Source organism: Streptomyces sp. R41 (assembly GCF_041053055.1).
Lineage (GTDB): Bacteria > Actinomycetota > Actinomycetes > Streptomycetales > Streptomycetaceae > Streptomyces.
Genome location: NZ_CP163443.1, coordinates 10,304,165 through 10,321,721 on the forward strand (window position 1 = coordinate 10,304,165; position 17,557 = coordinate 10,321,721).

Sequence of the window (17,557 nt, forward strand, 5' to 3'; positions counted from 1 at the left end):
GTGGGCGTGTCCAGAAGCACGGTAGGCGCCGGCCGGGGCCCGCCGGGGCGGCTCGGCCGCCGTCCGCCCAGACCGTGCACATCGGGCGGGCAAGCAGGAACATGGTCACGTGTAAGGGATGGAAACGATGGCTTCTGTGCGCAAAGGTTCCGACGGGCCCACTTCCGCGGGGCCGCGCGATCTCTTCGATGCGTCCGTTGACGCGGCAGCGGTGGTATCCGCAGACGGCGTCGTGGTCGGCTGGACCAGGGGCGCTCAAGCCCTTCTCGGCTACCCCGCTGCAGAGGTTGTCGGCGGCTCCGCCGCGTGTCTGCTCGCGATGCCCGGGGATCCGGCACGTGTGGCAGGCGTCGCAGAGCGGTGCCGCGCGGGAATGGGGTGGAGCGGTCTCATCCCCGTACGGCACCGAGACGGCAGCCGTATCGAAGTCGACCTGCGGGTGTCCGCGTCCTTCCGCCTCGGCGGAGACGAGTGTTTTCTGATCTCGGCACGGGAGCAGAGGCCGCAATGGGCGGTGGGCCAGTCCGTCCTCGACGGCTTCCTGACTCGCTCGCCGGTCGGCATGGCGCTGATGGATCTGCAGCTGCGCTACGTCTGGCTGAACGACACCCTGGAACGATTCGGCGGTGTGCCCCGTGAGCAGCGGTTGGGCCGTCGTCTGAGCGAGTTGCTGCCGGGGCTGCAGGCGGACACCCTCGAGGGCATCATGCGAAAGGTGCTGGCGACCGGAATCCCGGTCACCGACTACGAGTACGTGGGATGGAGTTGGGCCGACCCACACCGCCAACGCGCATACTCCACTTCCTTCTTCCCCCTGGTGGACGCCGACAACTCCGTCACCGGGGTCTGTTACATGGTCCTGGACGTCACCGAGCGGTGGAGTGCCCGCCGGCTCTTGTCGATGGTCAATGAGGCCGGGACCAACATCGGCACAACATTGGACGTGATGCGGACGGCCCAGGAGCTGGCCGACTTCGCTGTTCCCCGCTTCGCGGACTTCGTCATCGTCGATCTGCTGGAGCCGGTCCTCAGCACGGAGGGACATGGAACGTGGTTGAGCGATGCCGGACCGGCACCCACCAGGCCGGCGATGCGCCGGGCCGGACTGAGCTCAGTGCGCGAGGGCTGCCCGGAGGCCGTGGCGCGGATCGGGGCCAAGGTCGATTTCCTGCCCCCGCCGCACGACGTGAGCCTGCTCATCAACGGCGATCCGATCTTCATCCCCGTCCTCGACCCGGCGGACGCCCTGTGGGTTGCCGAACAGCCTGCCAGGGTGGCACGCATCCGCGAGTTCGGACTGCACTCCCTCATCTCCGTGCCGATGCGAGCGCGGAACACTGCCCTGGGCCTCACCACGTTCGCCCGTTCGCTCAATCCCGTCCCGTTCCAGCCGGACGATGTCCTATTGGCCCGCGAGTTGGTGGCGCGAGCAGCGTTGTGCGTCGACAACGCCCGCCGCTACAGCCGGGAACACGCGGCAGCAGTCACCCTTCAGCGCAGTCTGCTGCCCCACGCCCTGACGGGCGGAACCGCGCTGGAGGTGGCCTCCTACTATCTGCCGGCGGACGCGACAGGCGGGGTCGGCGGCGACTGGTTCGACGTGATCCCTCTGTCCGGCGCCCGTGTGGGCCTTGTCGTCGGCGATGTGGTCGGCCACGGCATCACCGCGGCCGCGAGCATGGGCCGGCTGCGCACCGCGGTTCAGACCCTGGCCGCCATGGATATGCCCCCTGCGGAGTTGCTGGCCCACCTCGACGACCTCGTGCTCCGGCTGAGCGAGGAGGAGACCGGCAACGAGTCGTCCAACCGGGCTCTCACGGCCTTCCTCGGAGCGACCTGTCTGTACGCCGTCTATGATCCGGTCACGCGACGTTGCACGATGGCCCGGGCCGGACATCCGCCTCCTGTCGTCGTCGCCCCCGACGGACACGTCCACTTCCCGGAGCTTCCCGCTGGGCCTCCGCTCGGGCTGGGAGGGTTCGCGTTCGAAGCCACCGAGATCGAGCTCGCCGAGAACAGCCTGCTCGGTCTCTACACCGACGGCCTCGTTCAGGGAGCCGACCGCGCCATGGACCCCGGCATGTCACGTCTCGGCGATGTGCTGTCCCAGCCCGACTCCAACCTCCAAGCACTGTGCGCGTCCGCCGTGGAGCAGCTCGTGCCCGTGCCTCAACCCGACGACATCGCCCTTCTCCTGGCGCGCACGCACGCTCTGGGGGCCGACCATGTCGCCTCGTGGGATGTGCCCTCGGACCCGGCCGCCGTCGGTGATGTCCGAGCCCGGGCGACCCGCCAGGTGGCAGCTTGGGGCCTTGAGGAATTGGCCATGACGACGGAGCTCATCGTGAGCGAGCTGGTCACCAACGCGATCCGCTACGCCTCACCGCCCGTACGACTGCGGCTGCTTCGGGACTCTCGCTTGACCTGTGAGGTCGCCGATGGCAGCAGCACCGCTCCTCGGCTGAGGCATGCCCGGAGCATGGACGAAGGCGGCCGTGGCCTGTTTCTCGTAGCCCAGCTCACCCATCGCTGGGGTGCCCGCTACACGGCTGGAGGAAAGGTCATCTGGGCCGAACAGGAGATCCCGTAAACGTAACCAAGGCCGGCAGGTGCCGCCGGCCCAAGGCGCCGTGCTTCGGCACCGGGACCTCCTTCGTCGGCGGGGTGACAGGGACCTGCTCGTCCGGCTGCGGGCGCGCGTCCGTACAGGCCGAGACCGGACCTCCGTCCCCCTCGGGTCACCCCTATGCGCAGATCAGTGCGAGGACGGTTCGGTCTCCGAGCGGTGCAGAACCCGTCGGTGCGGATGATCCTTCCGTGGCGCGGGGCTCGGGTGCGCGGCCGATGTGCGGCGGACCGCGATCAGGGCGGCGTCGTCGCCGAGGCGTCCGCCGCCGTGGGCGAGGAGATCGCGCCGGATGTGGTGCAGGAGGGTCTCTGGGCTGTGGCCGGTCCACTGGGCGGCCCGTTCCGTGAGCGGGTAGAAGCGGCCGTCCGGACCGCGGGCTTCGATGACGCCGTCGGTGTACAGCAGGAGAGTGTCTCCGGCCTCGAAGGAGAACACATCCACGGTGTAGTCCGCCTGCCCTGTCCGGCCGACCCCCAGCGGGGGCGTGGGGTGCAGGGGAACGGTGACGGCGTCCCCACTGCTGAGCAGCAACGGCGGAGGATGGCCACAACTGGTCATACGGGTGATGGGGTCCTCGTCAGGGATCTCCATCAGCAAGGCGGTCACGAAGCGTTCCCCGGCTTCCTCCTCCGGCTCGAAGTCCTCCAGATAGCGGGCGACGCTCTGTTCCAGGGAGGCGGCCAGTTCGGGAAGGGTGGTGTGCTTGTGGGCGGCCTCGCGGAAGGCGCCGAGCAGGAGGGCGGCTTCTCCAATGGCGTCCAGGCCTTTGCCCCGCACGTCGCCGATCATCAGGCGGGCCCCGCCGTCGACGCGGGTGGCCGCGTACAGGTCGCCGCCGATCTGAGCCTCGTCCTCCGCGGCCAGATACAAGCAGGCAATCCTCAGCGGGCCGATCTCCTCCGGCAGCGGCCACAGCAGGACATGCTGGGCGGCCTCGGCGACCGAGCGCACCTGGGCCAGCTCCTTACGGCGCCGCTCGCGCACCACGCAGAAGAACACGGTCAGCGACGACAGCACCGTCAGGGCGAGGATCTGCACCAGCACATTCCGGGTGAACAGCGCACCGAAGTGCCAACCGATGAATGCCTGCGCCACCACCGCCAGGGCCCCGATGAGCCCGGTCAGGCGAGGGCCGGCAAACGACGCAGTGATGGCGGGCGCGATGACCAGCAGCGGCCCGAGATGGACATCGGCCGGAACCAGCAGGTCCACCCCCGTGATCACCACGATGAGCGCGAGAGGGATCGCCAGCAGCGCGTGGCTCGACTGCCATGGCTGCCGCAGTGCGGCAAAACGCTGCCGGGGGCCCACGTCTCCAGCCTGCACCGTTCGTGCATCGCTGACCAACGCGCTCCAGGCCGCCGACCGGGCCTTGGCCGACCCGGCCGACCCCGCGGGCACCAGCGCCGATGCGGACGACGCCCGGGATCATGCCGCACCCCGGCGTGATCCGTGCGCCTCGTCGCGAGCCGACCATCGCGAAACGCGCGCATCCGCGCTGGGGAGGCCCACCGCCACGGTCCAGGTCTGATGGTCGAGGTCGGGCGCCGGGGCATATCTGCCCCAGATGGTGTGAAACTTGAACAAAGCGGCATGGCGTGGAGAGGGGCACCAGTGGACCTGGACGCTGTCGCCGACGAGCTGTACGGGCTGCCGCCGGAGGCCTTCACCGCCGTCCGTGACGCCCGTGCGGCTGCGGCCCGCAGCGCCGGCGACCGCGCCCTCGCGGAGAAGATCCGCAAACTGCGTCGCCCCAGCTCTTCGGCCTGGGCGGCCAACCTCCTCGTACGCGAACGGCCCGACGAGATCAAGCCGTTGCTCCAGCTCGGCCAGGCCCTGCGCCAGGCACACCGCGACCTGGACGGCGCGCAGTTGCGCGAGCTCAGCCGCCGGCAGCACCTGCTGATCAACGCGCTGTCGCGGCAGGCCGGTCAACTGGCGAAGGAGGCCGGTCACCCGATCAGCGACGACGTCCAGCATGAGGTCGAAGGCACCCTCCATGCCGTCCTCGCCGACCCCTCGGCCGCGCAGACGTGGGCCGCGGGTCGGCTGGTGAAGCCCTTGAGCCCGACGCTCGGCTTTCCCTCGGCCGACGACACGGCCCTGCGCCGCGCACCTGCCGCACGCACTCCATCAACCGCGTCACGCCCCGCACCCCGGGCGCGCGGGGACCGCGCAGCCGACGAGGAGCGCCGCCGGCGTATCGAAGGGGCCCGTCGGGAAGCGGCCGACAGCGAAGGGGAACTCCGTGCCCTCGAGGACGAGGCGGCCACAGCGGGCCGGGAAGCCGACGAAGCCGCAGAACACGAGAGCGGCCTCCAGCAGCGCGTTGGCGAACTCGCCGATGAACTGAAGCGCCTGGAGAACGAGCAACGGCAGGCCCGGACAGCCACGCAGAAGGCTCGCGAGCGCGTACGGGCGGTCGACCGGCAGGTTCGTGAGGCACGGCGCCGCGCTGAGTCCACTGCCGCACAGGTTGAGCGCCTCGGCGGACAGGATCCTGGCCATGGCCGCACCAAAGAAACAAAGAAAGGAGATGTGTAGCGCCGACCGGGCCCCACCGAGCCGCGAGGCCGGCATTGCGCGCACCGGCGTTGTGAGCCTCTGGGATCGACTTCCTCCTGGTTGGTCTGCCGGCGGCTCGTCGCGCGCGTCTGCGGGACGCGTGGGCGCACCGCGTAGGGCCGCGCCGCCGACGATCGGCCGCGCGCCAGGTGATAGAAGCGTGGAGTCCGTCGCGCTGAGTGGAGGGCGATCATCCACACGCGGACCGTACGACCTCTGGGCAGATGGATCAGATCAGCGTTGGCCGGCCGGCCAGTTGTGGGTACAGCGCCTCCGGGCCCCTGGCCAGCGCGGTTTGGACGTGTTTGCTGACGTCGTCGGCGAGCACCTGGTACACCCCGGCCTCGACACCGTCGAGGGTCGCGCGGGCGACCACGGCGGGATCGGACTTCGGAGCTGTCACCGTCGCGGCCATGTCCGTCGAGAGGTAGCTGACGTGCAGGGCGGTGACCTGCGTGCCCTGTTCCGCGAGGGCCACCCGCAAGGCGTTGGTCACCGACCATTCGGCAGACTTGGCCGCGGCGTATCCGGCGCTGGCCGGGATCGATATCCAGGACAGCACGGACAGAACATTGACTATCGCGCCGCCGGCGTTGCGCCCGAGAACGGGGGCGAAGGCCCTGCTCATGGCGAGGGTGCCAAGGACATGCGTCTCGAATTCCGTCCGGAACGAGTCCAAGTCGGCCGCGAGCACGTCGGCCCGGGTCGTCGAACCGGCGTTGTTGACAAGAAGTGTCACGTCCTGTGCTTGGTCGGCTGCCGCGCGCACGGTTTCCTCGTCGGTGATGTCCACCGCGACCGGGATCGCCCCGGGCACGGTGACCTTTGTGGGGTCGCGTGATCCCGCGTAGACCTTGGCCGCGCCGGCATCGAAGAGCGCTCGCACGAATTGCTCACCGAGCCCGCGGTTTGCTCCGGTGACGAAAGCGACAGACCCCTGGACCTTCATGGGAGTACCTCCCGGCGACGGGTTGTAGGGCCGAAGAGCGGCGGTCGTGCATACCGCGCGTCAGCGCGGCGCCATCCGCTTCGAACGTATATGGCCCGCTTCGAACGTATATCGCCTGGGTTTCCGTCTCCACCTGACCTCTGCCCGGCCCGGCGGTCCGCGCGGTGTCCCCCAGTGATCTTGAGGCCGGCGGGTGGTGGGGGAGCGGCAGGTGCGGCTCTGGGTGCCGTCGCGGTCGCGGACGTCTTGTGACTTCTCCCACCTGCTCTTGCCGCAGCGAGGACGGCTTACCTACGTTCGGTCGCATGTCCTCCCACGGCCCCACCCTTCCCGGCGAACCGGACGAACCCGCCGCAGTGAGCAGGCGCGCGGCGGACCGACCCGGCACCCCCGCACCGGTCGACCTGGCCGTGGACCTGAGCTCACACGAAATGCTCCGGCGGGCTCATGTCCTGGCCGCTCTCGGCCCCGACTGGGACCCCATCGCGGCCCTGCGCGGCGAGGAAGAGGCCCATGAGCTGCTGTACTCCGGCCTCAGCGCGGAGCAGCAGCGCCTCTACGACGAACTGGTCTCGGCCGGTGTGCTCCCGCGGAGAGGGGGCGGCCATGCTGCCGCTTGACCCGCAGGCCGACATCGGGCGCCGCGCCTGGGTGGCCTGCCCGAACTGCGACGACCGTCGCGGGTGCGCCACCTGCGAGCAGGGGCGTACGTGCTCCGAGCACTGGCGCTACCTGCTCTCCAACACCGGCAGCCTGCTCCACCTGCAGTGCTCGTCGTGCACCCACATCTGGACACACGAGACCCATTTCGGCGCCACCCGCTCCCGCTGGGAGCGCATGACCAGCCGCCTGTGGTGACGCTGATCGTTTTCAACGACTGACACAGTGAGCTGAGCTGTCGGTGGGCGGCGTGGCAGCGGGCGCCGGGTCGGCACTGGCGCCGGCGGCTGTTGTCCCTCGGTGAGATCGGCGGCGGGTCCGGCGACCCAAGTGCACTCGTTGGCGCGGTGGCCGAAGAAAGCGTGCCGACGGGCTTGTGGAGCGAACGGATCGTGCCCTTGTGGAAGAGGGCTTGTCCGTAAGCCGTGCTCGATGAACTCTGGGCGGATGGTGCTGACACGGCTGTCCCGCGTGAGGAGACCCTCCTCCCACGACAGTCGTGTCCGTGGCGAGGCCGGACGGCGGATCGACGCCCGCTTTCGGATGACCTCACCGTCTGTCGCCGGTGCCGGCCGGCCGCCGTACTCGAGGATCGCAGTCGGTGGGTCATCCCTGCCTGCCGTTCGTCCGCCTGGAGTCAGCTGTGCACATCCTGCTCGTAGCCAGCGCGTTCAACAGCCTCACCCAGCGTGTCCACGCCGAGCTGCGCGACTGCGGCCACTCCGTGGCGGTGGAACTCGCCCTGGCAGGCAGCTCGTTACTGGAAGCCGTGCGGCGGCATGCTCCGCAGCTCATCGTGGCGCCGATGCTGAAGACGGCGATTCCCGAGGAGGTGTGGGCAGCGCACACGTGCCTCATCGTCCATCCGGGGCCCGTGGGCGACCGCGGACCGTCATCTCTCGACTGGGCGATCCACGAGGGCGTCGACCAGTGGGGCGTTACCGTCCTGCAGGCCGATGGGGAGATGGACGCAGGTGACGTGTGGGCCACCGTAGCGTGCCGGGTTCCTGCGGTGTCCAAGAGCGACCTGTACCGGGGCGAGGTCGCCGACGCCGCGCTCACCGCCGTCATGCTCGCCGTGGAGCGCTTCGCCGGCGGAACCTACGTTCCGCGCAAACAGGGCGTGGGACGCTCACAGGACGCCCACCTGCGCGCCCGTCCATACCTCGACCAGAGCGTCCGGCGGATCGACTGGGCCGAGGACTCCACGCAGACTGTCATGCGCAAGTTGCGGGCGGCGGACTCGCAGCCCGGTGTGCTGGATGTGCTCCTCGGCGCTGAGTGGTACCTGCACGGCGGCCACCCAGAGAGCGTGTTGCGCGGCCGCCCGGGCGAGCTCCTGGCCTCCCGGGCCGGGGCCATCTGCCGGGCGACCAGGGACGGCGCCGTGTGGATCCCCGAGTTGAGGCCCCGGCGCAGGCCCGGGCAGCCGCCCACGTTCAAACTGCCGGCGGTGCAGGCCCTGGGCGACCGGCTGCCGCCGCTGCGCGAGTACGCCCTGCCTCTGCTGCCCGATGCGCGGCACCGTACCTGGACGGACATCCGCTACCGCGAGGACGGGAGCGTGGGCTTCCTCTCGTTCTCCTTCCCCGGCGGCGCCATGAGCACCGAACAGTGCCGGCGCCTGCTGGACGCCTACCGGGAAGCGTGCGCGCGACCCACGTCGGTGCTGGTGCTGGGCGGCGAACGGGACTTCTTCTCCAACGGGATCCACCTCAATGTCATCGAGGCCGCCGACGACCCCGGTGCCGAGTCCTGGGCGAACATCAACGCCATCGACGATCTGGTCGAGGCGGTCCTGACGACAACGGACCGGCTGGTGGTCTCGGCCGTGGCGGGCAACGCCGCGGCCGGCGGGGTGATGCTCGCCCTGGCGGCCGACGAGGTGTGGTGCCGCTCGGGAGCCGTGCTGAACCCTCACTACCGTCTGATGGGCCTGTACGGCTCGGAGTACTGGACGTCCACCCTGCCGAGCAGGGTGGGTCCCGTCGTGGCGGAACGGCTCATGCGCGAGGCTCTGCCGGTGAGCTCGGCGAGTGCCCTGCGCCTCGGACTCGTCGACCGGGTGATCGCCTGCGGCCCGCAGGAGTTCGCGCGGGAGGTCGGCGGCTTGGCGGCGCGTCTGGCGTCACTGCCGGCGACAGCGTCACGGATCACCGCGAAGAAGACGGCGCTGGACCGGCAGGAGAGCGTGACCCCGCTGGCCGGCTTCCGGGAGCGGGAGCTGGCCCGGATGCGCCGGACCTTCGACGACCCGGACACCCCGTATCACGCTCTGCGTCGAGCGTTCGTCGGCAAGGAGCGGCCCGTGTGCACCCCGCCGCACCTCGATCCGGCCGCGATGGCGCAAACCGGTCCGCCCCCCTCTGCCGCGCACGTCACCGGAACGGCTCTCGATGGCGTGTCACCACGGCCGACCTGCTGATACGAAGAAGTCTGACGGTCGAAAACGCAGGCCCTCATCCCTTACCTCCCCAGGAGGCGGTCCCATGACTGAGGCGACGCCGGACACGGTCGGCGCTGCGGACGCCACAGGCGCGCCCGCCGACGAGACACCCACGATCCACATTCTCTGGATCAACGCGGGGCTGAGCTGCGACGGCGACTCGGTCGCCTTGACGGCGGCCATGCAGCCGAGCATCGAGGAAATCGTGCTCGGCGCTCTGCCGGGACTGCCGAAGATCGCCGTCCACTGGCCGCTCATCGACTTCGAATGCGGTCCGGTCGGCGGTTCGGACACGTTCATCGAGTGGTTCTTCAAGGGGGAGCGGGGCGAGATCGACCCGTTCGTGCTGGTCGTCGAGGGATCCGTCCCCAACGAGGCGATCAAGCCGGAGGGTTATTGGTGCGGCTTCGGGGACAACCCGGAGACGGGCCAGCCGATCACGACCAGCGAGTGGATCGACCGGCTCGCGCCGAAGGCACTGGCGGTCGTCGCCATCGGCACCTGCGCCACGTACGGCGGTATCCACGCCATGGCGGGCAACCCGACCGGCGCGATGGGCGTGCCGGACTACCTCGGCTGGGACTGGAAGTCCAAGGCCGGCATCCCCATCGTGTGTGTCCCCGGCTGTCCGATCCAGCCCGACAACTTCTCCGAGACGCTCACGTATCTGCTCTACCAGGCGGCCGGCGCCGCACCGATGATTCCGCTGGACGACAAGCTGCGTCCGACCTGGCTGTTCGGGGCCACCGTGCACGAGGGCTGTGACCGGGCGGGCTACTACGAGCAGGGTGAGTTCGCCCTGTCGTACGACTCGCCGAAGTGCCTGGTCAAGATCGGCTGCTGGGGCCCCGTGGTCAAGTGCAACGTGCCCAAGCGTGGCTGGATGAACGGGATCGGCGGCTGCCCCAACGTCGGCGGCATCTGCATTGCCTGCACCATGCCCGGGTTCCCCGACAAGTTCATGCCGTTCATGGACGAACCGCCCGGCGCCCGGGTGTCGAGCACGGCCAGCGGTGCCTACGGCGCCGTGGTCCGCAGGCTGCGTTCGATCACCGCCAAAACCGTGGACAAGGAGCCCAAGTGGCGCCGTACCGGAGACAAGATCACCACCGGATACCGCCCCCCGTGGTGAAGTCCCGCCGCAAGTGATCCGCCCCCTGCTTCGTGCACCCCCCCCACGAACCTCCCGCGCAACGAAGGGCACGGCACAAACGATGGCACCGACGACGAAGGCGGCCGGCGACGGCAGTGGCCTGGTGGAGATGGCCTGGGACCCGATCACACGGATCGTGGGCAGCCTGGGCATCCACACCAAGATCGACTTCAAGCAGAAGCGGGTGGCGGAGTGCTACAGCACCTCGTCGGTCTTCCGCGGCTACAGCGTCTTCATGCGCGGCAAGGACCCCCGCGACGCGCACTTCATCACCAGCCGCATCTGCGGGATCTGCGGCGACAACCACGCCACGTGCTCGGTGTACACGCAGAACATGGCGTACGGCGTGAAGCCCCCGCATCTCGGCGAGTGGATCATCAACCTCGGTGAGTCCGCGGAGTACATGTTCGACCACAACATCTTCCAGGAGAACCTGGTAGGGGTCGACTACTGCGAGAAGATGGTCAAGGAGACCAACCCCGGCGTCCTCGAACTCGCCGAGCGTACCGAGGCGCCGCACGCGGCGGAACACGGCTATCGCACGATCGCCGACATCATGCGGTCCCTGAACCCCCTCGAGGGCGAGTTCTACCGCGAGGCCCTCCAGGTGAGCCGATACACCCGCGAGATGTTCTGCCTGATGGAGGGCCGCCATGTGCACCCCTCCACGCTCTATCCGGGCGGCGTCGGAACCATCGCCTCCGTACAGCTCTTCACGGACTACCTCAGCCGCCTGATGCGGTACGTGGAGTTCATGAAGCGCGTCGTGCCCCTGCACGACGACCTGTTCGACTTCTTCTACGAGGCGCTGCCCGGCTACGAGGAAGTGGGGCGCCGACGGGTCCTGCTCGGCTGCTGGGGAGCGCTCAACGACCCCGAGTACTGCGACTTCACCTACGCCAATATGACGGACTGGGGCCGGCGCATGTTCGTCACCCCGGGCATCATCGTGGACGGCAAACTCGTCACCAACGACCTCACCGAGATCAACCTCGGTATCCGCATCCTGCTGGGCAGTTCCTACTACGAGGACTGGCAGGGCCAGGAGCAGTTCGTCACCCACGACCCGCTCGGCAACCCGGTCGACCCGCGCCACCCCTGGAACCAGCACACCATCCCCGCCCCGCAGAAGCGGAACTTCGACGACAAGTACAGCTGGGTGATGTCGCCCCGCTGGTTCGACGGCAAGGACCACCTCGCCCTGGACACCGGCGGCGGCCCCATCGCCCGCCTGTGGTCGACCGCCCTGTCCGGACTCGTCGACACCGGATACGTGAAGGCCACCGGCCACAGCGTCGTCATCAACCTGCCCCGCACGATGACCAGGCCCGAGACCACCTTCGAGTGGAAGATCCCGAAGTGGAGCAACGCGCTCGAACGCAACCGCGCGCGCACCTACTTCCAGGCCTACACCGCCGCCGTCGCGCTGCACTTCGCCGAGAAGGGGCTGGAGGAGGTCCGGGCCGGACGCACCCAGACCTGGGAGAAGTTCGAGGTGCCGGACGAGAGCATCGGCGTCGGTTTCACCGAGGCGGTACGAGGCGTCCTCTCCCACCACATGGTGATCCGCGACGGCAAGATCGCCAACTATCACCCCTACCCGCCGACCCCCTGGAACGCGAGCACCAGGGACTCCTTCGGCACGCCCGGCCCGTACGAGGACGCCGTGCAGAACACCCCGATCTTCGAGGAGAACACTCCGGAGAACTTCAAGGGCATCGACATCATGCGTGCCGTGCGCAGCTTCGACCCCTGTCTGCCCTGTGGCGTCCACATGTACGTCGGGGGCGGCCGGACGGTGAAGACGATGCACGTTCCCACCGGCCTGAGCGGACTGGGCGGATGAGCGCGGTGACGGCGGTGCGGCCGGTGAACGCGGAGCAGACCGGACGCCGCATCGAGGAGGTACTGGACCGCCTGGCCGCCACCGGCGACCCGGCGGCCGCCGCGGCGGCCGAGGAACTCGTCCGGTCCCTCATGGAGTTCTACGGCTCCGGCCTGGCCCGGATCCTCCAACTGCTGTCCGCCTCCGGCGAACCGACGGCGGGACTGCTCGGCGACGAACTGGTCGCGAGCCTGCTCGTCCTGCACGACCTGCACCCCGAGGACCGCGACGCCCGCATCGCCCGGGCCCTCGACAGCATCCGGGACCATGCGCTGGAAGTGGTGGACTTCGACGAGGACACCGGCACCCTGACGCTGCGGGCCCCGGCGAGCGGCGGTTGTGGCTGCGATTCCGGCGCGGGAACCCGGCAGGCCGCCGAGCAGGCGCTCGCCTGCTTCGCCCCGGAGGTCACAGCCGTCGACGTCCAGGCCGCCCCCGCAGAGCCCGCTCTGCTTCAGATCGGCGCCGCCCCGGCACAGGCGAAGGCCTGATGAGCCCGTCGCCGGTGCACCTCAGGCCACCCGGCCCCAGACCGCGTGCCTCGGGCCTGCGGAGGTTCCTCACGGAGCGTCAGCCGCAGCCGGAGCGGTGCGAGCTGTGCGCGGTGGCGGTGGCCGAGGCGGACCACCGTCACCTGGTCGACACCGAGAAACGCGCCCTCGTCTGCGCCTGTGCCGCCTGCGCGCTGCTGATGGAACAGCCGGGTGCCGCCGCGGGCCGCTTCCGCGCGGTCCCGGCCCGCTACCTCACCGACCCCGGCCATCGCCTCGACGAGCGCGCGTGGGAGGCGTTGCAGATCCCGGTCGGCGTCGCCTTCTTCTTCCGCAACGCGGCGCTCGACCGGCTGGTCGCCCTCTACCCGAGCCCGGCCGGAGCCACCGAGAGCGAACTCGAACCGTCCACATGGACGGAGGTCCTCGGCGGCAGCCGCCTCGCCGACCTCCTCGAACCCGACACGGAGGCGCTGCTGCTGCGCCGCACCGACGGCCGGTGCGAGTGCCATCTCGTACCGATCGACATCTGCTACGAACTCGTCGGCCGCATGCGTCTGTTGTGGCAGGGCTTCGACGGCGGAGCCGAGGCCCGTGCCGCCCTGGACGCGTTCTTCGAGGACGTCGCGCGACGCGCCCGGCCCGTGGACGAGGTGGGGCGGCCGTGACTGAGTTGTCCTTCGCCTGCACCGGCGTCCGCGCCGACCGGTACGCCGCCGGACCGACCCTCGTCTTCCGGCTGCGCGTCACCGCCGCCGACAACGCGCGCGTACACGCCCTCGCACTGCGCTGCCAGATCCGCATCGAACCCGCCCGCCGCGGCTACGGCTCCGCCGAAGCCGACGGGCTGAGGGACCTCTTCGGCGAGCGCTCACGCTGGAGCAGCACGCTCCAGCCGGTGCAATTCGCCCAGGTCTCGCTCATGGTCCCCGGCTTCACCGGAGAGACCGAAGCCGATCTCGTCGTGCCTTGCACCTACGACATGGACGTCGCCGCGGCCCGCTACCTCGCCGCGCTCACCGGTGGCGAGGTTCCGCTGCTGATGCTCTTCTCCGGCACGGCGTTCACCGGAGCCGGCGGTTTCCGGATCGAGCCGGTCCCCTGGGACCGGGAAGCGGCCTTCCGGATGCCGGTCGCCACCTGGCGGGAGATGGTCGAGCAGCACTTCCCCGGGTGCGGCTGGATCCGGCTGCCGCGCGACACCATGGACGCCCTCCTCGCCTACCGCTCACGACGCGCGCTGCCCTCCTGGGAGGCGACCCTTCGGGCCCTGCTCGACGAGAGCGGCGCCGCGGACCCGCCCGGGAGCGACCCGTTCCGCGCGCTCACGAGCACCACCGGAAGGACGGATCCGTGACCGTGACCGCGTTCGCCCCTCAGACGGAGGAGCGGTTCGCCCTCGCCCGGCAGGTGGCCGACGCCGTTCTCTTCGAGGGCTACGTGCTCTACCCGTACCGCGCTTCGGCGGCCAAGAACCGGCTGCGCTGGCAGTTCGGGGTGCTCGTGCCGCCCGCCTGGGGCGCCGAGTGCGAGGAGCACGACTTCCAGCACACCGAATGCCTGATGGAGCCGAAGGCGGGCGCGACCCTGTCCGTCGAGCTGCGCTTCCTGCACGCCAGGCGGCGTACCGTGCAGCAGGCCCGTCCGGACGGCGGCTTCGACACGGTTGCCGAACTCCGCCTCGCCGACCGGGTGTTGGTGCCCTGGGACGAGGGCGGCGAGGAGCGCGTCGAGGTGGTCGCGTCGATGGTCGAGCTGCTCGGGGACGGCGTCACGTTTCCCTTCCGGCGCCCCGCCCGGGAGGACACCGAGCCGGTCCTGGACGCGGCCGGACGGGCCGTCGGCCGACTGGTCCGGCGGTGCGAGGAGATCAGCGGGACGCTACGGCTGTCCGCTCGCGAACTCGACGGTCCCTACCGGGCCATGCGGCTGACCGCCGTCGTCGAGAACACCACCCCCTGGACACCCTCCGAGGGCCACAGCGCCGACCGGGACGCGGCGCTGCCGCACTCCCTGGTGGCCACCCACCTCCTCATGGCCCTCGACGCCGGATCGTTCCTGTCGATGACCGATCCGCCCGAGTGGGCCAAGTCCGCGGTCACCACCTGCCGCAACCTGCACACCTGGCCCGTACTCGCGGGCGAACCCGGCCGCGCCGACCTCGTGCTGTCCTCGCCGATCATCCTGGAGGACCACCCGGCCATCGCGCCGGAAAGCCCGGGCGCCCTCTATGACGCCACCGAGATCGACGAGATCCTCGCGCTGCGCACCGCGGCCCTCACCGACGAGGAGAAGCGCGAGGCCCGGGGCACGGATGAGCGGGCGGCCGCCGTGATCGACCTCGCGGACTCGATGCCGGCCGAGGTTCTGGAACGCCTGCACGGGGCGGTGCGCGGCCTGCGTGAGATCACCGGTCCCGCATCCGTCGCAGCCGACGGGTTTCCCGACGCGTACGGAGTGCGACGCCCGGACACCCCTTGGTGGGACCCGGCGAGTGAAGCCGGCTTCGACCCGGCGCAGGATCGCGTCGTGGTGGACGGCCGGTCGCTCGGGGCGGGCAGCCGCGTCGTACTGCGTCCGGGCCTGCGGCGCACGGACGCGCAGGACCTGTTCCTGCAGGGCCGCACCGCGAAGGTCGAGGCGGTGCTGCACGACGTCGACGGTGGGGTGCACCTGGCGGTGACGGTCGAGGGCGATCCGGGTGCCGACATCCGCAGGGAGCAGGGCCGGTTCCTGTACTTCCAGCCCGACGAGGTGACACCGCTGGAGGACGACGCATGAGCCTTCCCCGACAGGCAGGCCCGAGGACCCTCGTCGCCGGCATCGGCAACATCTTCCTCGGGGACGACGGCTTCGGCGTGGAGACCGCGCGCAGGCTCGCCGAGCGGCAACTGCCCAGTCACATCGAGGTCGTGGACGTCGGTGTGCGCGGGGTGCACCTCGCCTACCAGCTCCTGGACGGCTACGACACCCTCGTCCTCGTGGACGCCACGGCACGCGGCGAAGCCCCCGGCACGCTGTACGTGATCGAGCACGAAACCCGCCGCGGAGGCGAGACCCCGGGCGTCCCCGCGCTCGACGGGCATCGGATGACCCCCGACACCGTCCTGGCGTTGCTGGACACGCTCTGCGCCGGGACCGGCGGCGAGCCGCTGCGGCGCACCCTGATCGTCGGGTGTGAACCGGCCTCGGTCGAGGAGGGCATCGGTCTCAGCAAGCCGGTGTCCGACGCCGTACCGGAGGCCGTTCGGCTGATCGAAGAGCTGCTGCGGGGCGACGAGCCGGAAGAATCCGCGCCGCGCGCCGCGGCCGGCGAGGCTTCGAAATGAGGAGAGACGGGATGAAGAAGACCCTCATCAGCGGCGCGGCCATGGTCGCCGTGGCTGTCTTTGTCGCCGAGTTCCTTCCGGACATCAGGCGCTACCTCCGGATCCGAAGGATGTGAACCGGCGCTCCGGTCGAGCACGCCGTGAGGTTGCGTCGAACGGCGTATGCGGCGGCCGGTAACGGCGTGCCTGGGCGTCGTGCCGGGGAGCCTCGCCTCTAATGGAGGCTGGCCCTGGGAGGACGGAGACCGATGCACGAGATGTCCGTCGCGCTGGCCGTGATCGACCAGGTGGAGAAGGCCGCTGCGCGGGCCGGCGACGTCACGGCGGTGCGATCGGTACGGCTCCGGGTGGGCGAACTGGCCGGTGTCGTACCCGACTCGCTCTCCTTCTGCTTCGAACTGGCCTGCGCCGGAACGGTGCTGGAAGGCGCCGATCTGGTCACCGAAACGGTGACGGGGCGGGCCCGCTGTGGGCCCTGTGCGCACGAATGGGCAGTCGGCATGCCGCCCCGGCTGAGCTGCCCCGAGTGCGGCGGGGCGGACACCGACCTGCTCTCGGGCCGGGAACTCCAGATCGTCAGCGTGCACTGGGACGACGGCCGGGCGCGCGCACACACCCGCGAACCGATCTCCGAGGAGCGCTGAACCATGTGCCGTGTGGTCGACCTGCAGCAGGCCGTACTCGCCAAGAACGACGCGAGCGCGCACACTCTGCGCGCCCGCCTCGCGGCACGCGGCATCGCGGCCGTCAATCTGCTGTCCAGTCCCGGCAGCGGAAAGACCGCGCTGCTGGAACGCGAACTGCTGCTGGCACGGGAGCGGTCCATCCCCGTCGCCGCGCTGACCGCCGACCTCGCCACCGAGAACGACGCGGCGCGCCTCGCGCGTTCGGGCGTGCCCGTCAAGCAGGTCCTCACCGACGGGCTGTGCCATCTGGAGGCAGGGATGCTCGCCGGGCATCTGGAGGGATGGCTGCCCGACGACACCCGGTTGCTGTTCGTGGAGAACGTCGGCAACCTGGTCTGCCCGGCCTCCTACGACCTGGGGGAGACGCTGAGAGTCGTCCTCGCCTCCGTGACCGAGGGCGAGGACAAGCCGCTGAAGTACCCCACGGCCTTCGGTCTGGCCCATCTGGTCGTGGTCACCAAGACGGACATCGCCGAGGCCGTCGAATTCGACGAGGCCGCGTTCCGCGACCACGTCGAGCAGGTCAACCCGGGCGTCGAGGTACTCCTGACCTCGGCACGCCGGGGACAGGGCATCGGCGAGCTGCTCGACAGGGCGCTGGCCGCCGCGGACGGCGCGCCCCTCCACACGCCGGTCATGGCCCGGCGGCCGGACACCTCCAATCCCGCACATCAGCACGGTCATACGCACACGCACGGTGCCGACGCCATGGCCCCCGCCACACGCTCGTGAGCGGTCCGCCGCCGTCGGCCGTCGTCGCCGGC

16 protein-coding genes are annotated in these 17,557 nt (G+C 70.1%); 14 read left to right on the forward strand and 2 right to left on the reverse strand.

All coding sequences use genetic code 11. The annotated features are described in order from the left end of the window. Positions 1–127: 127 nt before the first annotated feature. On the forward strand, positions 128–2,590 hold the full coding sequence (locus tag AB5J53_RS46960; RefSeq protein WP_369251695.1) for a SpoIIE family protein phosphatase: 2,463 nt from the start codon (positions 128–130) through the stop codon (positions 2,588–2,590). A gap of 165 nt (positions 2,591–2,755) precedes the next feature. Here the strand turns inward: AB5J53_RS46960 and AB5J53_RS46965 are convergent, their stop codons facing one another. Further along, positions 2,756–3,940 carry a PP2C family protein-serine/threonine phosphatase gene (locus AB5J53_RS46965; protein ID WP_369251697.1) on the reverse strand — a complete coding sequence of 395 codons (1,185 nt, stop codon included), beginning with the start codon at positions 3,938–3,940 and terminating at the stop codon, positions 2,756–2,758. A 303-nt stretch (positions 3,941–4,243) separates the two neighbouring features. Here AB5J53_RS46965 and AB5J53_RS46970 point away from each other — a divergent pair, with 303 nt between their 5' ends. Next, a complete protein-coding gene (locus AB5J53_RS46970) occupies positions 4,244–5,173 on the forward strand; it encodes a hypothetical protein (RefSeq protein WP_369251699.1) in 930 nt (309 codons plus the stop codon). Between the two features lie 250 nt (positions 5,174–5,423). Here AB5J53_RS46970 and AB5J53_RS46975 read toward each other — a convergent pair whose 3' ends face one another. After that, on the reverse strand, positions 5,424–6,143 hold the full coding sequence (locus AB5J53_RS46975) for an SDR family oxidoreductase (protein ID WP_369251701.1): 720 nt from the start codon (positions 6,141–6,143) through the stop codon (positions 5,424–5,426). Positions 6,144–6,448: 305 nt separating this feature from the next. Here AB5J53_RS46975 and AB5J53_RS46980 point away from each other — a divergent pair, with 305 nt between their 5' ends. The 12 genes from AB5J53_RS46980 to hypB all read left to right on the forward strand — a co-directional run bounded on the left by AB5J53_RS46980 (position 6,449) and on the right by hypB (position 17,525). Continuing rightward, on the forward strand, positions 6,449–6,763 hold the full coding sequence (locus AB5J53_RS46980; RefSeq protein ID WP_369251703.1) for a DUF6400 family protein: 315 nt from the start codon (positions 6,449–6,451) through the stop codon (positions 6,761–6,763). Beyond that, positions 6,750–7,001: a hypothetical protein gene (locus AB5J53_RS46985; RefSeq protein WP_369251705.1), complete on the forward strand. Its 252-nt coding sequence runs from the start codon at positions 6,750–6,752 to the stop codon at positions 6,999–7,001. The genes AB5J53_RS46980 and AB5J53_RS46985 overlap by 14 nt, the downstream gene beginning before the upstream one ends. Positions 7,002–7,446: 445 nt before the next feature. Continuing rightward, positions 7,447–9,228: an enoyl-CoA hydratase-related protein gene (locus AB5J53_RS46990; RefSeq protein WP_369252909.1), complete on the forward strand. Its 1,782-nt coding sequence runs from the start codon at positions 7,447–7,449 to the stop codon at positions 9,226–9,228. A gap of 64 nt (positions 9,229–9,292) precedes the next feature. Beyond that, positions 9,293–10,381 carry a hydrogenase expression protein HypE gene (locus AB5J53_RS46995; protein ID WP_369251707.1) on the forward strand — a complete coding sequence of 363 codons (1,089 nt, stop codon included), beginning with the start codon at positions 9,293–9,295 and terminating at the stop codon, positions 10,379–10,381. Positions 10,382–10,463: 82 nt separating this feature from the next. Continuing rightward, on the forward strand, positions 10,464–12,248 hold the full coding sequence (locus AB5J53_RS47000; RefSeq protein ID WP_369251709.1) for a nickel-dependent hydrogenase large subunit: 1,785 nt from the start codon (positions 10,464–10,466) through the stop codon (positions 12,246–12,248). Continuing rightward, positions 12,245–12,778, forward strand: a complete 534-nt coding sequence (locus AB5J53_RS47005; RefSeq protein WP_369251711.1) for a hypothetical protein — start codon at positions 12,245–12,247, stop codon at positions 12,776–12,778. Before AB5J53_RS47000 ends, AB5J53_RS47005 begins: the two co-directional genes overlap by 4 nt. Continuing rightward, positions 12,778–13,446, forward strand: a complete 669-nt coding sequence (locus AB5J53_RS47010) for a DUF5947 family protein (RefSeq protein WP_369251713.1) — start codon at positions 12,778–12,780, stop codon at positions 13,444–13,446. The genes AB5J53_RS47005 and AB5J53_RS47010 overlap by 1 nt, the downstream gene beginning before the upstream one ends. After that, positions 13,443–14,135, forward strand: a complete 693-nt coding sequence (locus tag AB5J53_RS47015; protein ID WP_369251715.1) for a DUF6084 family protein — start codon at positions 13,443–13,445, stop codon at positions 14,133–14,135. Before AB5J53_RS47010 ends, AB5J53_RS47015 begins: the two co-directional genes overlap by 4 nt. Then, the gene (locus tag AB5J53_RS47020) at positions 14,132–15,559 is read left to right on the forward strand and encodes a hypothetical protein (RefSeq protein WP_369251717.1); all 1,428 of its coding nucleotides are present in this window, start codon (positions 14,132–14,134) and stop codon (positions 15,557–15,559) included. Before AB5J53_RS47015 ends, AB5J53_RS47020 begins: the two co-directional genes overlap by 4 nt. Beyond that, positions 15,556–16,107 (forward strand): hydrogenase maturation protease, encoded by a 552-nt coding sequence (locus tag AB5J53_RS47025; RefSeq protein ID WP_369251719.1) that lies wholly within the window; start codon positions 15,556–15,558, stop codon positions 16,105–16,107. The genes AB5J53_RS47020 and AB5J53_RS47025 overlap by 4 nt, the downstream gene beginning before the upstream one ends. A 248-nt stretch (positions 16,108–16,355) precedes the next feature. Further along, the gene (locus tag AB5J53_RS47030; protein ID WP_369251721.1) at positions 16,356–16,751 is read left to right on the forward strand and encodes a hydrogenase maturation nickel metallochaperone HypA; all 396 of its coding nucleotides are present in this window, start codon (positions 16,356–16,358) and stop codon (positions 16,749–16,751) included. A gap of 3 nt (positions 16,752–16,754) precedes the next feature. Next, entirely contained in the window at positions 16,755–17,525 is a 771-nt protein-coding gene (hypB, locus tag AB5J53_RS47035) for a hydrogenase nickel incorporation protein HypB (RefSeq protein ID WP_369251723.1), read from the forward strand. The last annotated feature ends 32 nt before the right edge of the window (positions 17,526–17,557 follow it).

Bases quoted from the DNA above. Each gene is read 5' to 3' on its own strand.
- AB5J53_RS46960 (WP_369251695.1), top strand. From the start codon at position 128: ATGGCTTCTGTGCGCAAAGGTTCCGACGGGCCCACTTCCGCGGGGCCG.
- AB5J53_RS46975 (WP_369251701.1), bottom strand. From the start codon at position 6,143: ATGAAGGTCCAGGGGTCTGTCGCTTTCGTCACCGGAGCAAACCGCGGG.
- AB5J53_RS46980 (WP_369251703.1), top strand. From the start codon at position 6,449: ATGTCCTCCCACGGCCCCACCCTTCCCGGCGAACCGGACGAACCCGCC.
- AB5J53_RS46985 (WP_369251705.1), top strand. From the start codon at position 6,750: ATGCTGCCGCTTGACCCGCAGGCCGACATCGGGCGCCGCGCCTGGGTG.
- AB5J53_RS46995 (WP_369251707.1), top strand. From the start codon at position 9,293: ATGACTGAGGCGACGCCGGACACGGTCGGCGCTGCGGACGCCACAGGC.
- AB5J53_RS47000 (WP_369251709.1), top strand. From the start codon at position 10,464: ATGGCACCGACGACGAAGGCGGCCGGCGACGGCAGTGGCCTGGTGGAG.
- AB5J53_RS47005 (WP_369251711.1), top strand. From the start codon at position 12,245: ATGAGCGCGGTGACGGCGGTGCGGCCGGTGAACGCGGAGCAGACCGGA.
- AB5J53_RS47010 (WP_369251713.1), top strand. From the start codon at position 12,778: ATGAGCCCGTCGCCGGTGCACCTCAGGCCACCCGGCCCCAGACCGCGT.
- AB5J53_RS47025 (WP_369251719.1), top strand. From the start codon at position 15,556: ATGAGCCTTCCCCGACAGGCAGGCCCGAGGACCCTCGTCGCCGGCATC.
- AB5J53_RS47030 (WP_369251721.1), top strand. From the start codon at position 16,356: ATGCACGAGATGTCCGTCGCGCTGGCCGTGATCGACCAGGTGGAGAAG.
- hypB (WP_369251723.1), top strand. From the start codon at position 16,755: ATGTGCCGTGTGGTCGACCTGCAGCAGGCCGTACTCGCCAAGAACGAC.